The sequence below is a fragment of the Streptomyces sp. NPDC088794 genome, assembly GCF_044750545.1.
Taxonomy (GTDB): domain Bacteria; phylum Actinomycetota; class Actinomycetes; order Streptomycetales; family Streptomycetaceae; genus Streptomyces.
The window spans coordinates 203,832-219,451 of record NZ_JBIVKB010000010.1 but is presented as its reverse complement, the minus strand read 5'-3'; the positions used below and the strand labels follow the sequence as shown (position 1 = coordinate 219,451).

At 70.8% G+C, this 15,620-nt stretch carries 11 protein-coding genes; 3 read left to right on the top strand and 8 right to left on the bottom strand.

Annotation, left to right across the window (positions count from 1 at the left end):
• Positions 1-51: 51 nt before the first annotated feature.
• Positions 52-906, top strand: a complete 855-nt coding sequence (locus ACIP6U_RS27165; protein WP_401722788.1) for a methyltransferase domain-containing protein — start codon at positions 52-54, stop codon at positions 904-906.
• Between the two features lie 6 nt (positions 907-912).
• Here the strand turns inward: ACIP6U_RS27165 and ftsH are convergent, their stop codons facing one another.
• The 6 genes from ftsH to ACIP6U_RS27135 form a co-directional block, all read right to left on the bottom strand.
• Complete coding sequence (gene ftsH, locus ACIP6U_RS27160; protein ID WP_401722785.1) at positions 913-2,850, bottom strand: ATP-dependent zinc metalloprotease FtsH; 1,938 nt, start codon at positions 2,848-2,850, stop codon at positions 913-915.
• Between the two features lie 155 nt (positions 2,851-3,005).
• On the bottom strand, positions 3,006-4,547 hold the full coding sequence (ffh, locus tag ACIP6U_RS27155) for a signal recognition particle protein (protein ID WP_401722782.1): 1,542 nt from the start codon (positions 4,545-4,547) through the stop codon (positions 3,006-3,008).
• Positions 4,548-4,631: 84 nt separating this feature from the next.
• Positions 4,632-7,082: a [protein-PII] uridylyltransferase gene (locus ACIP6U_RS27150; RefSeq protein ID WP_401722779.1), complete on the bottom strand. Its 2,451-nt coding sequence runs from the start codon at positions 7,080-7,082 to the stop codon at positions 4,632-4,634.
• A gap of 24 nt (positions 7,083-7,106) precedes the next feature.
• Positions 7,107-7,445, bottom strand: coding sequence for a P-II family nitrogen regulator (locus ACIP6U_RS27145; RefSeq protein ID WP_123997477.1), 339 nt, complete (start codon positions 7,443-7,445; stop codon positions 7,107-7,109).
• On the bottom strand, positions 7,442-8,764 hold the full coding sequence (locus ACIP6U_RS27140; RefSeq protein ID WP_401722776.1) for an ammonium transporter: 1,323 nt from the start codon (positions 8,762-8,764) through the stop codon (positions 7,442-7,444). The genes ACIP6U_RS27145 and ACIP6U_RS27140 overlap by 4 nt, the downstream gene beginning before the upstream one ends.
• Positions 8,765-9,088: 324 nt before the next feature.
• The gene (locus ACIP6U_RS27135; RefSeq protein WP_401722774.1) at positions 9,089-10,576 is read right to left on the bottom strand and encodes a hypothetical protein; all 1,488 of its coding nucleotides are present in this window, start codon (positions 10,574-10,576) and stop codon (positions 9,089-9,091) included.
• Between the two features lie 455 nt (positions 10,577-11,031).
• Here ACIP6U_RS27135 and ACIP6U_RS27130 point away from each other — a divergent pair, with 455 nt between their 5' ends.
• Positions 11,032-11,688, top strand: a complete 657-nt coding sequence (locus ACIP6U_RS27130; protein ID WP_401722772.1) for a bifunctional DNA primase/polymerase — start codon at positions 11,032-11,034, stop codon at positions 11,686-11,688.
• A gap of 112 nt (positions 11,689-11,800) precedes the next feature.
• Here the strand turns inward: ACIP6U_RS27130 and ftsY are convergent, their stop codons facing one another.
• Entirely contained in the window at positions 11,801-13,012 is a 1,212-nt protein-coding gene (gene ftsY, locus ACIP6U_RS27125; RefSeq protein ID WP_401722769.1) for a signal recognition particle-docking protein FtsY, read from the bottom strand.
• Positions 13,013-13,170: 158 nt separating this feature from the next.
• Here ftsY and ACIP6U_RS27120 point away from each other — a divergent pair, with 158 nt between their 5' ends.
• Complete coding sequence (locus tag ACIP6U_RS27120; RefSeq protein WP_401722767.1) at positions 13,171-14,139, top strand: LLM class flavin-dependent oxidoreductase; 969 nt, start codon at positions 13,171-13,173, stop codon at positions 14,137-14,139.
• A 6-nt stretch (positions 14,140-14,145) separates the two neighbouring features.
• On the opposite strand, the gene ACIP6U_RS27115 is transcribed toward ACIP6U_RS27120, so the two are convergent.
• Positions 14,146-15,567, bottom strand: coding sequence for a sugar porter family MFS transporter (locus ACIP6U_RS27115; RefSeq protein ID WP_401722765.1), 1,422 nt, complete (start codon positions 15,565-15,567; stop codon positions 14,146-14,148).
• Between the last annotated feature and the right edge of the window lie 53 nt (positions 15,568-15,620).

Below are 15,620 nucleotides of genomic sequence, written 5' to 3'. Positions count from 1 at the left end.
GCAAAGGGAAACGGGCACAGCGACAACTCTCGGCGGATTGGGGCGCTTTAGATGACACCTACGCTCGTGCGGCAGCACCATCCCCATGCGGACGAAACACCCCGCGTGGACCTGTGTGCACGCGCGCGTGACTGGTCCGAGATCCAGGAGCGGATGCTGGTACCGCTCTACGAGGCCGTCTACGAGCGAGTCGAAGTGGGCCCCGGCACCCGGCTGCTGGGCCTCGGCTGCGGCAGCGGCCTCGCCCTTCTGATGGCCGCCGCCTCGGGCGCGGCGGTCACCGGTGTCGACTCCTCCCCCGAACGACTCGCCCTCGCGCGCGAGCGGCTGTCCCCGGCGACCTGGGGAGCACGCACGCGTGGGGACACCCGGATCGTCGACGGCACACCCGGGGACGCGGCCGACGCGGAGACGCCCGCGTACACCCTGGTGACCGCTTTCGAGCCCATCGGGTGTCTGGCGGGCGACTCGGAGGGACTCGGCGGGCAGTTGCGGGCGGCGACTCCGCTCGCCGAGCGCGGGGCGCCCGTGGTGCTGGCCGGCTGGGGTCCGCCGGAGCGCTGCGCCACGTCGTCCGTGTTGCGGGTGGCCACCAGACTGGCGGATCCACTGCGCAGCGCGGGCAGTTGGCGCCCCGCCCTTCGCGACGACCTGGAGGAGGTCGCCCAGCGGGCGGGCCTGAGGCCGGACGGCTCGGGACGGGTGTCGTGCCCGTTCGGGTACGCCGACATGGAGAGCGCCGTACGAGGGCTGCTGTCGACGGGGCTCTTCGACGCGGCGATCACCGCGACCGACCAGGCGCAGGTGGACAAGGAGTTGGCGGAGGCCCTGCATCCGTATCAGCGGCGGGACAGGACGGTGTGGATGCCGAACGTGTTCCGGTACCTGATCGCGCGGACGCCCTGAGGACGACTACGGCTCTTCCTTGAAGAGGCGTGTGACGCCCGCGATCCGGTAGGCGTCCGTCTCCTCCAGCGTCTCGTTCTCCAGCAACGCCGCGGCGAGGTCGTCGAGTTGGCCCCGGTGGTCGCGCAGCTTGCGGCAGGCCTCCTCGTAGCACTCGTCGACGATGCGGCGCATCTCGTCGTCGATGACGTCGAGGGTCCGGGGCGCGGCGGCGAGGCCGTACGCCTGCTGGGCGTCGTTCGGGAGGGCCGAGAGCCGGCCCACCCGTTCGCTCATCCCCCACCGCGCGACCATGCCGCGCGCGAGGTTGGTGACCTGTTCGAGGTCGTTCTCGGCGCCGGTCGTGATCACCCCGTAGACGACCTGTTCCGCGGCCATGCCGCCGAGGGCGCCGATGATCCGGCCGCGCAGGTACTCCTCGGTGTACGCGTACTTGTCCGCGTCCGGCGTCGAGAGCGTGACGCCGAGGGCGCGGCCGCGCGGGACGATGGTGATCTTGCGGACGGGGTCGGCGCCGGGCTGGAGCATGCCGAGGAGGGCGTGGCCGCTCTCGTGGTACGCGGTGCGCCGGCGCTCCTCCTCGGGCATCACCAGCGGGCGTTCGGCGCCCAGTTGGACCTTCTCCAGGGCTTCCGAGAGGTCGGCCTGGGTGACCTGGTCCTGCTTGCGCTTGACGGCGAGGAGGGCGGCCTCGTTGGCGAGGTTGGCGAGTTCGGCGCCGGTCATGCCCGGGGTCGTACGGGCGACCTGGGCCAGGTCCACGCCGGGGGCGAGCGGGATCTGGCGGGTGTGGATCTCCAGGATCGCCTTGCGGCCGCCCCGGTCGGGCGGCGAGACCACGACCACCCGGTCGAAGCGGCCGGGGCGGGTAAGGGCCGGGTCCAGGACGTCGGCGCGGTTGGTGGCCGCGATGACGATGACGCCCTCCGAGCCGGAGAAGCCGTCCATCTCGGTGAGGATCTGGTTCAGGGTCTGTTCGCGCTCGTCGTGACCGCCCATCCCCGAACCGCCGCCGCGGGCCCGGCCGATGGTGTCGATCTCGTCGATGAAGATGATCGAGGGGGCCACCTTGCGGGCCTCCGCGAACAGTTCACGCACGCGTGAGGCACCGACGCCGACGATCATCTCGATGAACTCGGAGGCCGAGGCCGAGAAGAACGGCACCCCCGCCTCCCCCGCGACCGCCCGCGCGAGCAGCGTCTTGCCCGTGCCGGGCGGGCCCGCGAGCAGCACGCCCCGGGGCATCTTGGCGCCCATCTTGCGGTACGCGTCGGGGTTCTTGAGGAAGTCGACGACGTCGTTCAGTTCGCCCTCGACCTCGTCGATGCCGGCCACGTCCTCGAAGGTGGTCCGCTGCTGGCCCGGCTCCAGCTCGACCGGCTTGGGCGGGGCCTTGCGGCCGAGCATGCCGCCCCCGCCACCGAGTCCCGCGCTCATCCGCCGCGCGATGAAGATCCACAGGACGACCAGGAGCAGCATCGGGGCGAGCGAGATGAGCAGATTGGCCAGAAAGCTTCGGTGCTGTACGACCGGCTCCGCCGTGACCGTGACGTTGTGCTTGGTCAGGTCCTCCCAGAGCTGGTCGTCCGCGAAGGTCGGCCGCTCGGTGTTGAACTTGGTGTACTTGCCGTCGCCCTCGGGGTTGTCCTGGCCCTTCTTGAGCTGGCCCTGGATCGCGTCGCCCTTGGCGTAGATCTTGCTGACGTTCCCGGCGTCGACCTGCTTGCTGAACTCCGTGTACGAGATCGTCGGCTCGTCGCCCTCGTTGAAGAACGACAGCACCAGGTTGGCGATCAGGTAGACGACCAGCGCGGTCAGGATCAGGCTCCACCAGCCGCCGCGCATCTTCTTCCCGCCCGGCGACGGCTTCGGCGGCTCGTCCGGGGTGCCCTCGGTACGCCAGGGCTGATCGGGGGACTTGCGCGGCGGCGCGGGGTTGGTCATATCGGCAAGTTACGACACGGGCCAGGCGTCGGCACGCCCAGGATGCACCGAGGGCGCCCTTCCGGAGAGGGGCGCCCTCGGTGACGTGGAAGGGGGCTGTCGGCCCATGAAGCTCCTGAGCCTCGGGGACTGTCAGCCCGTGAACCTCGTGAGCCTCAGCCCATGAACTTCTTGAACTCGTCCGGCAGTTCGAAGTCCTGCGGCGCCTGCTGGCCCGGCACGCCGCCCTGGGCACCGGCCGCGCGCCGGGCGGCCTCCTCCTGCTCCTGCTGCTTGCGCTTCATCGGGTTGCCGGAGCGCTGCTTGCCCTTGGCCTGCTTCGGCTGCTTCTTGCTGCGGCCGGGGCCGCCGCCCATGCCCGGCATACCCGGCATCCCGGGCATGCCGCCGCCCTGGGCCATGCGGGACATCATCTTGCGGGCCTCGAAGAACCGCTCGACGAGGTTCTTGACCGCGCTGACCTCGACGCCGGAGCCCTTGGCGATACGGGCGCGGCGGGAGCCGTTGATGATCGTCGCGTCCTGGCGCTCGGCCGGGGTCATCGACTTGATGATCGCGGCCGTGCGGTCGACGTCCCGCTCGTCCAGGTTGTTGATCTGGTCCTTGATCTGGCCCATGCCGGGCAGCATGCCGAGCAGCTTGGAGATGGAGCCCATCTTCCTGACCTGCTCCATCTGGGCCAGGAAGTCGTCCAGGGTGAAGTCCTGGCCCTTCTTGGACGCCAGCTTCGAGGCCATCTTCTCGGCCTCTTCCTGACTGAACGTCTTCTCCGCCTGCTCGATCAGGGTGAGCAGGTCACCCATGTCGAGGATGCGGGAGGCCATCCGGTCAGGGTGGAAGGCGTCGAAGTCCTCCAGCTTTTCGCCGTTCGACGCGAACATGATCGGCTTGCCGGTCACCGAGGCGATCGACAGGGCCGCACCACCGCGGGCGTCACCGTCGAGCTTGGAGAGCACCACGCCGTCGAAGCCGACGCCGTCCCGGAAGGACTCGGCGGTGTTGACCGCGTCCTGGCCGATCATCGCGTCGACGACGAAGAGGATCTCGTCGGGACTGACCGCGTCGCGGATGTCCGCGGCCTGCTGCATCAGCTCCTGGTCGATACCCAGGCGGCCCGCGGTGTCCACGATCACGATGTCGTGGACCTTGGACTTCGCGAACTCGATGGAGTCCTTGGCGACCTTGACCGGGTCGCCCACGCCGTTGCCCGGCTCGGGCGCGTAGACCGCGATCCCGGCCCGCTCGGCGACGACGCTCAGCTGGTTCACGGCGTTCGGGCGCTGGAGGTCGGCGGCGACGAGCAGCGGCGAGTGCCCCTGGTCCTTGAGCCACTTGCCGAGCTTGCCCGCCAGGGTGGTCTTACCCGCACCCTGCAGACCCGCGAGCATGATCACGGTCGGCGGGTTCTTGGCGAACCGCAGCCGACGGGTCTCGCCGCCGAGGATCGTGACGAGTTCCTCGTTGACGATCTTCAGGACCTGCTGGGCCGGGTTCAGCGCCTTGTTCACCTCGGCGCCGAGGGCACGCTCCTTGACGTTCTTGATGAACGTCCGGACGACGGGCAGGGCCACGTCGGCTTCGAGCAGCGCGATCCGGATCTCGCGCGCGGTGGCGTCGATGTCCGCCTCGGAGAGCCGTCCCTTGCCGCGCAGGTTCTTGAAAGTGGCTGAGAGGCGATCGGAGAGAGTATCGAACACGGCGCTCGCGGTCCTCGGGGTCGGTGGCTACGGGGGAATCGCCCTCCAGGGTATCCCGGCTCGGTACGGCGCCGGGATCCCGCGTCATCCCCTGAGCATCTCCTCCAGTTTGCGCGCCACCGCCGCCGCTTCCTCGCCGGGCAGGGCGGCACCCTCGGGCCCGGTCACATAGAAGGCGTCGACCGCGTTCGCGCCCAACGTGGAGACGTGCGCGCTGCGCATCAGGACGCCCGCGTCCTCCAGGGCCCGGCCGATCCGGAACAGCAGCCCGGGGGCGTCCTGGGCACGGACCTCGATCACCGTGGCGAAGCGGGAGGCGGCGGAGGCGACCGTCACGCGGGCCGCCGGTGCCACCACGCCCCGGCGGCGCGGATAGGCCGCGTCCCGTTCGGCGAGACGGCCCGCGATGTCCAGGGAGCCGTCCAGCGCCCGGACCAGGTCGGCCCGCAGCCGCGCGGCCTGCGGCAGCGAGCCGTACTCGGCGGCGACCCGCCAGTTCAGCAGCAGCACGGAGCCCTCGACGCCGTCCGGCAGGTCCAGGGCGCGCAGTTCGGCGGTGCGCACGGTGAGCCGGTGCATCGCGAGCACGCCGGCCACCGAGGGCAGCACCCGGGGCTGGTCGGGCACGGCGATCAGCAGCTCCACGCCGAGCGGCTCGGGGTCCCCGGTCGGCTGGTCCTCCGTGGGCGGCTCGGTCTGGGCGCGCAGGGCGAGGACCGGGCTGCCGGTGGCGATCGCCTCGATGGCGAGCCGCTCCTGCTCGGCGGTGGGCGCGGCGGACTCGGGCTCTTCGGGGACGTCTCCGGCGAGGACGGCGGCGACCCGCTTCACCAGGTCGGCGACGAGGGAACCGCGCCAGGACGACCAGGCCGCGGGCCCGGTGGCCAGCGCGTCCGCCTCGGTCAGCGCGTGCAGCAGCTCCAGCGTGCTCTGCGTGCCGACCGCCTCGGCGACCGAGCGCACGGTGGCCGGGTCCTCCAGGTCGCGCCGGGTGGCGGTGTCGATGAGCAGGAGGTGATGGCGTACGAGGGTGGAGAGCACCGTGACGTCCGCGCGGTCGAAGCCGATGCGGGCGGCGACGTCCTTGGCGATGATCTCGCCGGCCACCGAGTGGTCGCCCGGCCAGCCCTTGCCGATGTCGTGCAGCAGCGCGGCGACCAGGAGAAGGTCAGGGCGGCTGACCCGGCGCGTGAACTCGGAGGCGCGTACGGCGGTCTCGATCAGGTGCCGGTCGACGGTCCAGATGTGCACGGCGTTGCGCTGCGGCCGGCAGCGCACCCGCTCCCAGTCCGGCAGCAGCCGGGTGATCAGGCCCTCCGCCTCCAGCGCCTCCCAGACCTCGATGGTGGGCTGCCCGGAGCCGAGCAGGGTGACGAGCTGTTCGCGCGCCTCGGCGGGCCAGGGCGTGGGCAACGGGCGCACGGTGGCCGCCAGGCGCCGTACGGCGTGCAGGGACAGCGGCAGACCGGCCTGTGCGGCGGCGGCAGCGGCACGCAGCGGCAGGACGGGGTCACGCTCGGGGCGCGCGGCCCGCGCGAGCACCACCTCGCCGTCCTGCTCGACCACGCCCTCGGCGAGCGGGGAGCGTTCGGTGACGGGCTTGTTGCCGCCGCCGAGCATGGCGCGCAGCCGCGGCCGCACGGCCCTCGACCTGAGCACGCGCCCCACCTCGCGCCAGGTGACGTCACTGGCGTACGAGATGACCCGGGCCGCCTCGTACACCTGGCGCAGCAGGGTGTCGGCGTCGAGCAGGCCGAGTTCGGCGGCGACCTGGTCCTGCTCCTGGAGGGCGAGCCGGTCGGTGGCGCGGCCGGTGGCCAGGTGCAGGGCGTCACGGACGTCGAGGAGCCGGCGCCGGGCGTCGTCGAGGCCCTCGCGCGGGGCGTCGGCCAGCCAGGAGGCGGCGACGGCGCGCAGGGTGGTGGCGTCGCGCAGGCCGCCGCGGGCTTCCTTGAGGTCGGGTTCGAGGAGGTACTGCAGCTCGCCCTGGCGTTGGGCGCGCTCGGCGCAGAGTTCCTGGAGTTCGGGGAGGCGTTTGGGCGCCTGGTTGCGCCAGTCGGCGAGGACCGAGGTGCGCAGGGCGGCGGTGAGGCCGAGGTCGCCCGCGAGGTGGCGGGCGTCCAGGAGGCCGAGCTGGACCTTGAGGTCCTCGCCGGCGGTCTTGCGGGCCTCGGCCGGGGTGCGGACCGAGTGGTCCAGGGCGAGGCCGAGGTCCCAGACGGGGTACCAGATGCGGTCGGCCAGGGCGGCCACCGCGCCGGAGTCGGAGCCGTCGTGCAGGAGCAGCAGGTCCAGGTCGCTGCGCGGGGAGAGCTCGCCGCGGCCGTAGCCGCCGACGGCGACCAGGGAGACGCCCCGCAGGTCGGTGGCGCCGGCGGTGAAGAGCCCGGACAGCCAGTCGTCGGTCAGTTCGGCCAGGGCGGCACGGCGCGGCGGCCCGGACCGCGCCCCCTCCTGGAGGAGGCGCAGCCGGGCCGCCGCGTAGCCGCTGGGTCCCGAATCCTCTGCTTCGTTGCGCACGTCCGTGCTCGACACCCAGCGACTCCTGTTCCTCTTCTTTTAGAGCGCGTCCGGTCCGCGCTCGCCGGTCCGGACCCGTACGGCCGTCTCGACCGGGAGGGACCAGACCTTGCCGTCACCGATCTTGCCGGTGCGGGCGGCCTTGACGATGACGTCGATCAGCTGCTCGGTGTCGTCGTCCTCGGCCAGTACCTCGATACGGATCTTCGGTACCAGGTCGACCGTGTACTCGGCACCGCGGTAGACCTCGGTGTGGCCCCGCTGACGACCGTAGCCGCTGGCCTCGGTGACCGTCAGGCCGTGGACTCCGAAGGCCTGGAGGGCTTCCTTGATCTCGTCGAGCCGGTGCGGCTTCACGACGGCGGTGATGAGCTTCATGCGTCCACCTTCTTCGTCTCCGCGGCGGCCAGCGCGCCGCTGCCGATGCCACCGCCGGCGCCGCTGAAGTCGTATGCGGTCTCGGCGTGCTCGGCCTGGTCGATGCCCGAGATCTCCTCGTCCTCGCTGACCCGCATACCGATGGTCTTGTCGATGAGGAACGCGAGGATCGCGGAGGCGATCAGGGAGTAGGCCAGGACGGCGAAGACACCGGCGCACTGCTTCCAGAACTGGTCGAGGCCGCCGCCGTAGAAGAGGCCCTCGACGTCGGACTGGCCCTTGCCGCTGGCGAAGAAGCCGATGAGCAGGGAGCCGACGACACCGCCGACCATGTGGACGCCGACCACGTCGAGCGAGTCGTCGTAGTTGAAGCGGTACTTGAGGCCGACGGCCGCGGCGCAGGCGACACCGGCGATGACACCGACCGCGATCGCGCCGAGCGGGCTGACCGCACCGCCGGACGGGGTGATGGCGACCAGACCGGCGACCGCGCCGGAGGCGGCGCCCAGGGTGGTGAACGCGCCGTGGCGGATCTTCTCGTAGGCGAGCCAGGCGAGCATGGCGGCGGCGGTGGCGATCTGCGTGTTGACGAACATCAGCGGGCCGACGCCGTCGTCGTTGCCGAGCCAGGAGCCGGCGTTGAAGCCGAACCAGCCGAACCACAGGAGACCGGCGCCGAGCATGACCAGCGGGAGGCTGTGCGGGCGCATCGGGTCACGCTTGAAGCCGGTGCGCTTGCCGATGACGAGGATCACGCCGAGCGCCGCGGCACCCGCGTTGATGTGGACCGCCGTACCACCGGCGAAGTCGATCACACCGAGCTCGAAGGCCCAGCCGCCGGTCCCCCAGACCCAGTGCGCGACCGGGAAGTACACGATCGTCGCCCACAGCACGACGAAGAGCGACCACGCGGTGAACTTCACGCGGTCGGCGATCGCGCCGCTTATCAGGGCCGGCGTGATGATCGCGAACATCATCTGGAAGACGGCGAAGACGAAGACCGGGATCGTGTACCCCGACCAGATGTCCATCTTGTCGATGCCGCTGAAGCCGACGAAGTCGGATTCCCAGCCGATCAGCGAGCCGTGGTCGGTTCCGAACGACATGGAGAAGCCGTAGAGCACCCACAGGATCGTGACGATCCCGATGCTGATGAAGCTCATCATCAGCATGTTGAGCGTGCTCTTGACGCGGACCATGCCTCCGTAGAAGAAGGCGAGGCCCGGGGTCATGATCAGCACCAGGGCGGAACAGATAAGCATGAAGCCTGTGTTGGCGGCAGACAACTTGTCTGCGGCAAGCGTGATGGCTGGTGCCATCGGCGTCTCCTCGTCGTTGGTACGGCCCCGTGCGGGCGAAGCCTGAGCGGTCATGAGGGGTGGGCCGGTTATGCGCCATGAGATTGGCGCAGCGCGGTTTCCGTCGAAGCCCCTCGATGTTTCGCTGCCGTGACGAAGGCGTCCTGTGTGTTACGCGTCGATGAACTGGCAGATGTTCGCCGGAGCGATCGTTATCGTGGCGCAACCTTCCGCGGAGGAAGGAAACCGGCCGCGGTCGGCCTTCCGATGACCTGGCATGGGGGAGCCGAGTCGGGCAGTTCGGGAGGGCCGGCCGCGGCCGGGGTTCTGGGGCTGCGCCGGTTTTCAGACCGCTTCGGCGGTCTCCGGCAGCTCGATGGCGAGCTTGTCGGTGAGGTCGATGACCTCGGCGAGGTCACCGAAGTCGCGGACGGCCGTGTCGACCGTCTTTCGAATACGAGTGTTGACGCGCTCCGAGCGGACCTTCTTGGCTACGTGCATGGCGTCCTCGACCAGAACCGTGCTCCGCTCGGGCTCGCGCTGCAGCAGGTGCACGGTGGCCATGCCGATCAGGTTCAGTGCGTACGACCGCTGGTGCTCGCTGTCCTTGGCGAACAGGTCGACGGCCCGCCGCATCACGGGCTCGGCCAGCGAGGCGTAGGTGGGGCTGCGGCCGGCCACGTAGGCCAGGTCGCGGAAGGAGTGGCTGTTCTCGCCGTGCAGCTCGGCCTCGGAGAAGAAGCGGATCCAGTCGGACTCCGGCTCGTCCCAGTCGTGCACGTCGGCGAAGGTGTCCTCGGCCATCCGGACCGCCCGCTTGCACTTGCCGGGCTGCCCCATGTTGGCGTAGGCGCGGGCCTCCATCGCATACAGCATGGACTGGGTGCGCGGGCTCGCGCAGTCCCGGCTGCCGTACTGCGCGAGGTGGATCAGCTCCAGCGCGTCGTCGGGCCGGCCGAGGTGGATCATCTGGCGGCTCATGCTGGACAGGACGTACGAGCCGAGCGGTTTGTCGCCCGCTTCCTTGGCGGCGTGCAGGGCGAGGACGAAGTACTTCTGCGCGGTCGGCTGGAGCCCGACGTCGTACGACATCCAGCCGGCCAGCTCCGCCAGTTCGGCGGCGACCTTGAACAGCGTCCTGGTGGTGGAGTCGGGCTGGGGTTCCTGGAGCAGGTCCGTGACCTCGTGCAGCTGGCCGACGACCGCCTTGCGGCGCAGTCCGCCGCCGCACTGGGCGTCCCACTGGCGGAACATCACCGTGGTGGACTCCAGCAGCTCCAGTTCGGGCCGGGACAGCCGGCCGCCGCGCCGGCTCGCGGCGAGCGACTCGGCCTGGGCCGACTGGGGGGTGTGCTGCGAGGGCACCAGCCAGCGCTGCATCGGCTCGATGAGGGACGGGCCCGCGGACAGGGCCAGCGAGGTTCCGAGGAAGCCGCGCCGGGCCAGCATCAGGTCGCTGCGCGAGAACTCGCTGAGCAGGGCCACCGTCTGCGGGCCCGTCCAGGGCAGGTCGACGCCGGTCGCGGAGGGTGACTGGCGGGCCGCGCGCAGGCCGAGGTCCTCGACGGAGACCACACAGCCGAAGCGCTCGGAGAACAGCTCGGACAGGATCCTAGGGATGGGTTCGCGGGGGTTCTCACCGTCCAGCCAGCGGCGCACGCGCGAGGTGTCCGTGGAGATGTGGTTGGCGCCCAACTGGCGTGCCCTGCGGTTGACTTGGCGGGCGAGCTCGCCCTTCGACCAGCCGCTGCGCACGAACCACGACGTGAGCAGCTCGTTGGGCAGCTTCTCCGTGCTGGTCGCGGTTGTCCCGCTTCCGCCGTTGCCGCTCACTGGAACGCCCCCATCCCTGAGACCACTTGTCGCTGAGTGCGCCAAGCCTTATCAGAATGCCGGTAAATACGGCCGTCCGTCTGCCGGTTGTCACCCTTCGAACGGAAAGCCGACTTGCCTCCGGCATACCCACGAGTGCATGTGCCCCCAGGACCCGTGCACTCAAAGTAATCCTACGATCACTGCTCCAGCCATGGCGATCCCGGAAACGCCACCATTCGCCACCCCTTCGAATGAACCTACGGTCGCCCCCGCACGATTCACTTGACATAGGACGACCGGGAGTCGGCGGAGCGGTGCACTCAGGGGCGCGCACTGCCGAATTCACCACCTGGGGCACACCCGAGCGCCGCCTGGACCACGCGGCACAGGGAAGCCAGAAGCACGAGGGAACACAGAGTCACGTTCCGCATCCGCGTCGTAACCACCGACGCGTCGGACACGTTGGAGGGGGCATGGGCTTCACGATCGGCGGCATCCGGGAGATCCGCTCCGGCACGCGTCGGCGCGGCCGCTCCTTCGAGTGCACGGCCGTCGCCGAGTTCACCGGCCTCTGGGGCTGGGACGTGGTACGAGGCGCGCGGGCCGCGGGTGGCGCCTGCTCGTGCGGGCGCCGGGACTGTCCCGAACCGGGCGCGCATCCACTGGAGTTCGCGCCCCAGGTACCGGCCGGCGCCACGCTCGACGAAGTCACCAAGGCCTGGGCGGAGTTCCCGGGAGCGTCGGTCATGCTGGCCGTCGGCCGCGCCTTCGACGTCATCGAGGTGGCCGAACCCGCCGGGCGCCGCGCCCTGATCCGCCTGGAGCGCATGGGCCTGCCCGTCGGCCCGGTCGCCGCGACCCCCGAGGGCCGCGCCCACTTCTTCGTCGCCCCCGGCGCCGCCGCCGAACTCCCCGAGCTGCTCTACCGCATGGGCTGGGACGACCCCAGCTCGCTCGACCTGCGGGGCCTGGGCCCCGGCACGTACATCACGGCCCCGCCGTCCGACCGCGGCGGCCTCGGCCCGGTCCACTGGCTGCGCCCGCCGGCCCTGGACGCGGCGACCCGCCCCCCGCAGGCCCGCCTGCTGCTGGGCACCCTGGCGTACGTGGCCCACCGCTCGGGGGCGTAACACCCACTGGCACCCCCCACGGCCGAAGCGCCCGTCCCTGACTGCATCTCGGGGGCGGGCGCTTCTTTGCCGTACGCATCGACTTACTGAAGCCGTATGCGGTGTGTGCGGGTCAGTCCCCGATAAGCGCATCCACGAACGCCTCCGGCTCGAAGGGCGCCAGGTCGTCCGCGCCCTCGCCCAGGCCGACCAGCTTGACCGGTACGCCCAGTTCGCGCTGGACGGCGATCACGATGCCGCCCTTGGCGGTGCCGTCGAGCTTGGTGAGGACGATGCCGGTGACGTCGACGACCTCGGCGAACACGCGGGCCTGGACGAGGCCGTTCTGCCCGGTCGTCGCGTCGAGGACGAGCAGCACCTCGTCCAGCGGCGCCTGCTTCTCGACGACCCGCTTCACCTTGCCGAGCTCGTCCATCAGGCCGGTCTTGGTGTGCAGTCGCCCGGCGGTGTCGATGAGGACGACGTCGGCCCCCATCTCCTTGCCCTCCTTGACCGCGTCGAAGGCGACGGAGGCGGGGTCGCCGCCCTCGGGCCCGCGCACGGTGTAGGCGCCGACCCGCTCGCCCCAGGTCTGCAGCTGGTCGGCGGCGGCGGCCCGGAAGGTGTCGGCCGCGCCCAGCACCACGCTGTTGCCGTCGGCCACCAGGACCCGGGCGAGCTTGCCGGTGGTGGTGGTCTTGCCGGTGCCGTTGACCCCGACGACCATCACGATGCCGGGCTTGCGGTCCTCGGGCTCGGTCTTCACGACCCGGTCGACGTCCGTGCCGACCAGCTTGAGCAGCTCCTCGCGCAGCAGCGAGCGCAGCTCGTCGGGGGTGCGGGTGCCGAGCACCTTCACCCGCGCCCGCAGGCCGTCGACCAGCTCCTGGGTGGGCTGCACGCCGACGTCGGCGGTGAGCAGGATGTCCTCGATCTCCTCCCAGGTGTCCTCGTCGAGGTGCTCGCGCGACAGCAGCGTGAGCAGCCCCTTGCCCAGGGCGTTCTGGGAGCGGGAGAGGCGCGAGCGCAGCCGGACGAGGCGTCCGGCGGTCGGCTCGGGGACCTCGATCTCGGGGGACGTGAGATCGGGGCCCGCGGGCGGCTCCTCGACGGCGACGGGCGCCGAGGACCCCGGCAGATCCACCTCCTCTATGGTCCGGCGCGGTTCGTCGCGCGGCGTCTCGGCCTCGTCGCCGACGTGCGGCTCGGCCGGCGGGGCGGTGATGTCGGGCACGGAGGTGGGCGGCGGGGGCAGCGGCTTCTTGCGCCGGCTGCCGACGACGAGCCCGCCGATCGCACCGAGCACGACCACGGCGATGACTACAGCAAGGATGACGGTTTCCATAACCCACCCAGTATCGGCCATGGGTCTTCGCCGTGCTCAGTGCCTGTACGGCCCGGACCGCCCACCGCACCGATCGTGACCTGAGGGCCCACGACTCTGGCCGTCTGACGCTCCGTCAGCTACCGTCCCCCGCACATCCGCCCGGCGAAGGGGATCCCATGCCCGTCACGGTCGTCCGTTTCAACCTCGTCGAACCCGACGCCACCCCCTCCTCCCTCGGCGCCCGCTACCGGGCGGCCGTGGAGATGGCCGCGTACGCGGACGAGCGCGGGGTCACCACCGTGCAGACGGAGGAGCACCACGGCGTCGCCAACAACTGGCTGCCCTCGCCGTTCGCCTTCGCGGCCACGGTGTTCGGCGCGACCCGCACGATCGCGGTCACCGTCTCCGCGATCATCGGCCCGCTGCACGACCCGCTCCGGCTGGCCGAGGACATCGCGGTGCTCGACCTGCTCAGCGGCGGCCGGCTGGTGACGGTCGCAGGCATCGGCTACCGGCCCGAGGAGTACGCCCAGTTCGACGTGGACTGGAAGCGCCGCGGCAAGCTCCAGGACGAGCTCCTGGAGACTCTGCTCAAGGCCTGGACCGGCGAGGAGTTCGAGTACCGCGGCCGCACGGTACGGGTCACCCCGCGCCCGGCGACCGAGCCGCACCCGCTGCTCCTGGTGGGCGGCTCCTCGAAGGCCGCCGCCCGCCGCGCCGCCCGCCTGGGCCTGCCCTTCTTCCCCAGCGCGCACCTGCCGGAGCTGGAGGCCTACTACAAGGAACGGCTGGTCGAGTACGGCACCGAGGGCTGGACCATGATGCCGACCGCCGAGACGCCCCTGCTGCACATCGCCGAGGACCCCGACCGGGCCTGGGCCCAGTACGGCGAGCACTTCCTGCACGAGGCACGGACGTACGCCTCCTGGCAGTCCGGCGAGATCCGGTCGGCGGTGAAGTCCGGGGCGACGGACGTCGACGGACTGCGCGCCGAGGGCGTGTACCGGATCCTCACGCCGGACGAGGTCGTCGAGCAGGGGCTCGACAACCTCGTACTGCATCCGCTGGCGGGCGGGATGCCGGTGGAGGAGGGATGGCGGAGTCTGCGGCTGTTCTGCGACGAGGTGCTGCCGCGGCTCGGCTGAGCCGGGTCAGCCCATCTCCTCCAGCTTCTTGCCCTTCGTCTCCTTGACGAACTTCAGGACGAACGGGATGGAGAGCGCGGCGAAGACCGTGTAGATCACGTAGGTCGCGGAGAGGTTCCAGTCGGCCAGGGACGGGAAGCTCGCGGTGATGGCCCAGTTGGCGATCCACTGCGCGGAGGCGGCGACGCCCAGGGCCGCGGCGCGGATCCGGCTGGGGAACATCTCGCCGAGGAAGACCCAGACCACGACACCCCAGGACAGGGCGAAGAAGAGGACGAAGACGTGGGCCGCGATCAGTGCGGTCCAGCCCTGGGCGCTGGGCAGCTTGCCGTCGACGAGGTCGAAGGAGAAGGCCCAGGCCTCCAGCGCGAGGCCGACGACCATGCCGACCGAGCCGATGAGGGCCAGCGGCTTACGGCCGATGCGGTCCACGAAGATCATGGCGATCACGGTGCCGATGATGTTCACGATCGACGTGGTGAAGGAGTAGAAGAACGACTCCGTGGGGTCGACGCCGACCGACTGCCACAGCGTCGAGGAGTAGTAGAACGCGACGTTGATGCCGACGAGCTGCTGGAAGGCCGAGAGGCCGATGCCGACCCAGACGATCGGCTTGAAGAAGAAGCCGCCACCGCCGAGCAGGTCCTTGAAGGTCGACTTGTGCTCGCTCCTCATCGCGTGCTCGATCTCGGCGACGCGGGCGTCCAGGTCGATGTCGTCACCCTCGACCTCACGCAGCACGGTGTGGGCGCGGTCGATCTTGCCGACGGAGATCAGGAAGCGCGGGGACTCGGGGATCGCGAAGGAGAGCAGACCGTACAGGACGGCCGGGATCACCATGACGCCGAGCATGACCTGCCAGGCCTCCAAGCCCATGAGCTTGCCGCGCTGGTCGCCGTCGGCGGCGTTCAGCAGACCCCAGTTGACCAGCTGCGAGATCGCGATGCCGATGACGATCGCGGCCTGCTGGAAGGAGCCGAGCCGGCCGCGGTACGCCGGCGGGGAGACCTCGGCGATGTAGGCGGGGCCGATCACGGAGGCCATGCCGATGGCGAAGCCGCCGATGATCCGCCAGAAGGCGAGGTCCCAGAGCGCGAAGGGCAGCGCGGAGCCGACGGCGCTGATGGTGAACAGCACGGCGGAGATCTGCATACAGCGGATACGGCCGATGCGGTCGGCGATCCGGCCCGCGGTCGCCGCGCCGATGGCACAGCCGATCAGGGCGATGGCGATGACCTGCGCCAGGGCCGCGGAGCCGATGTCGTAGCGGTCCCGGATGGCCTCGACGGCGCCGTTGATCACGGAACTGTCGTAGCCGAACAGGAAACCGCCCATCGCGGCCGCCGCCGCGATGAAGATGACGTGCCCGAGGTGCTCGGGGTGAGCCGGTCCGGCTCCTGACTTGGGGGCCTCAGCGGTGCTGGTCACGTGTACTCCTCGGGCCACCGGCAACACTGCCGAATGGGGACCATGCCGGATCG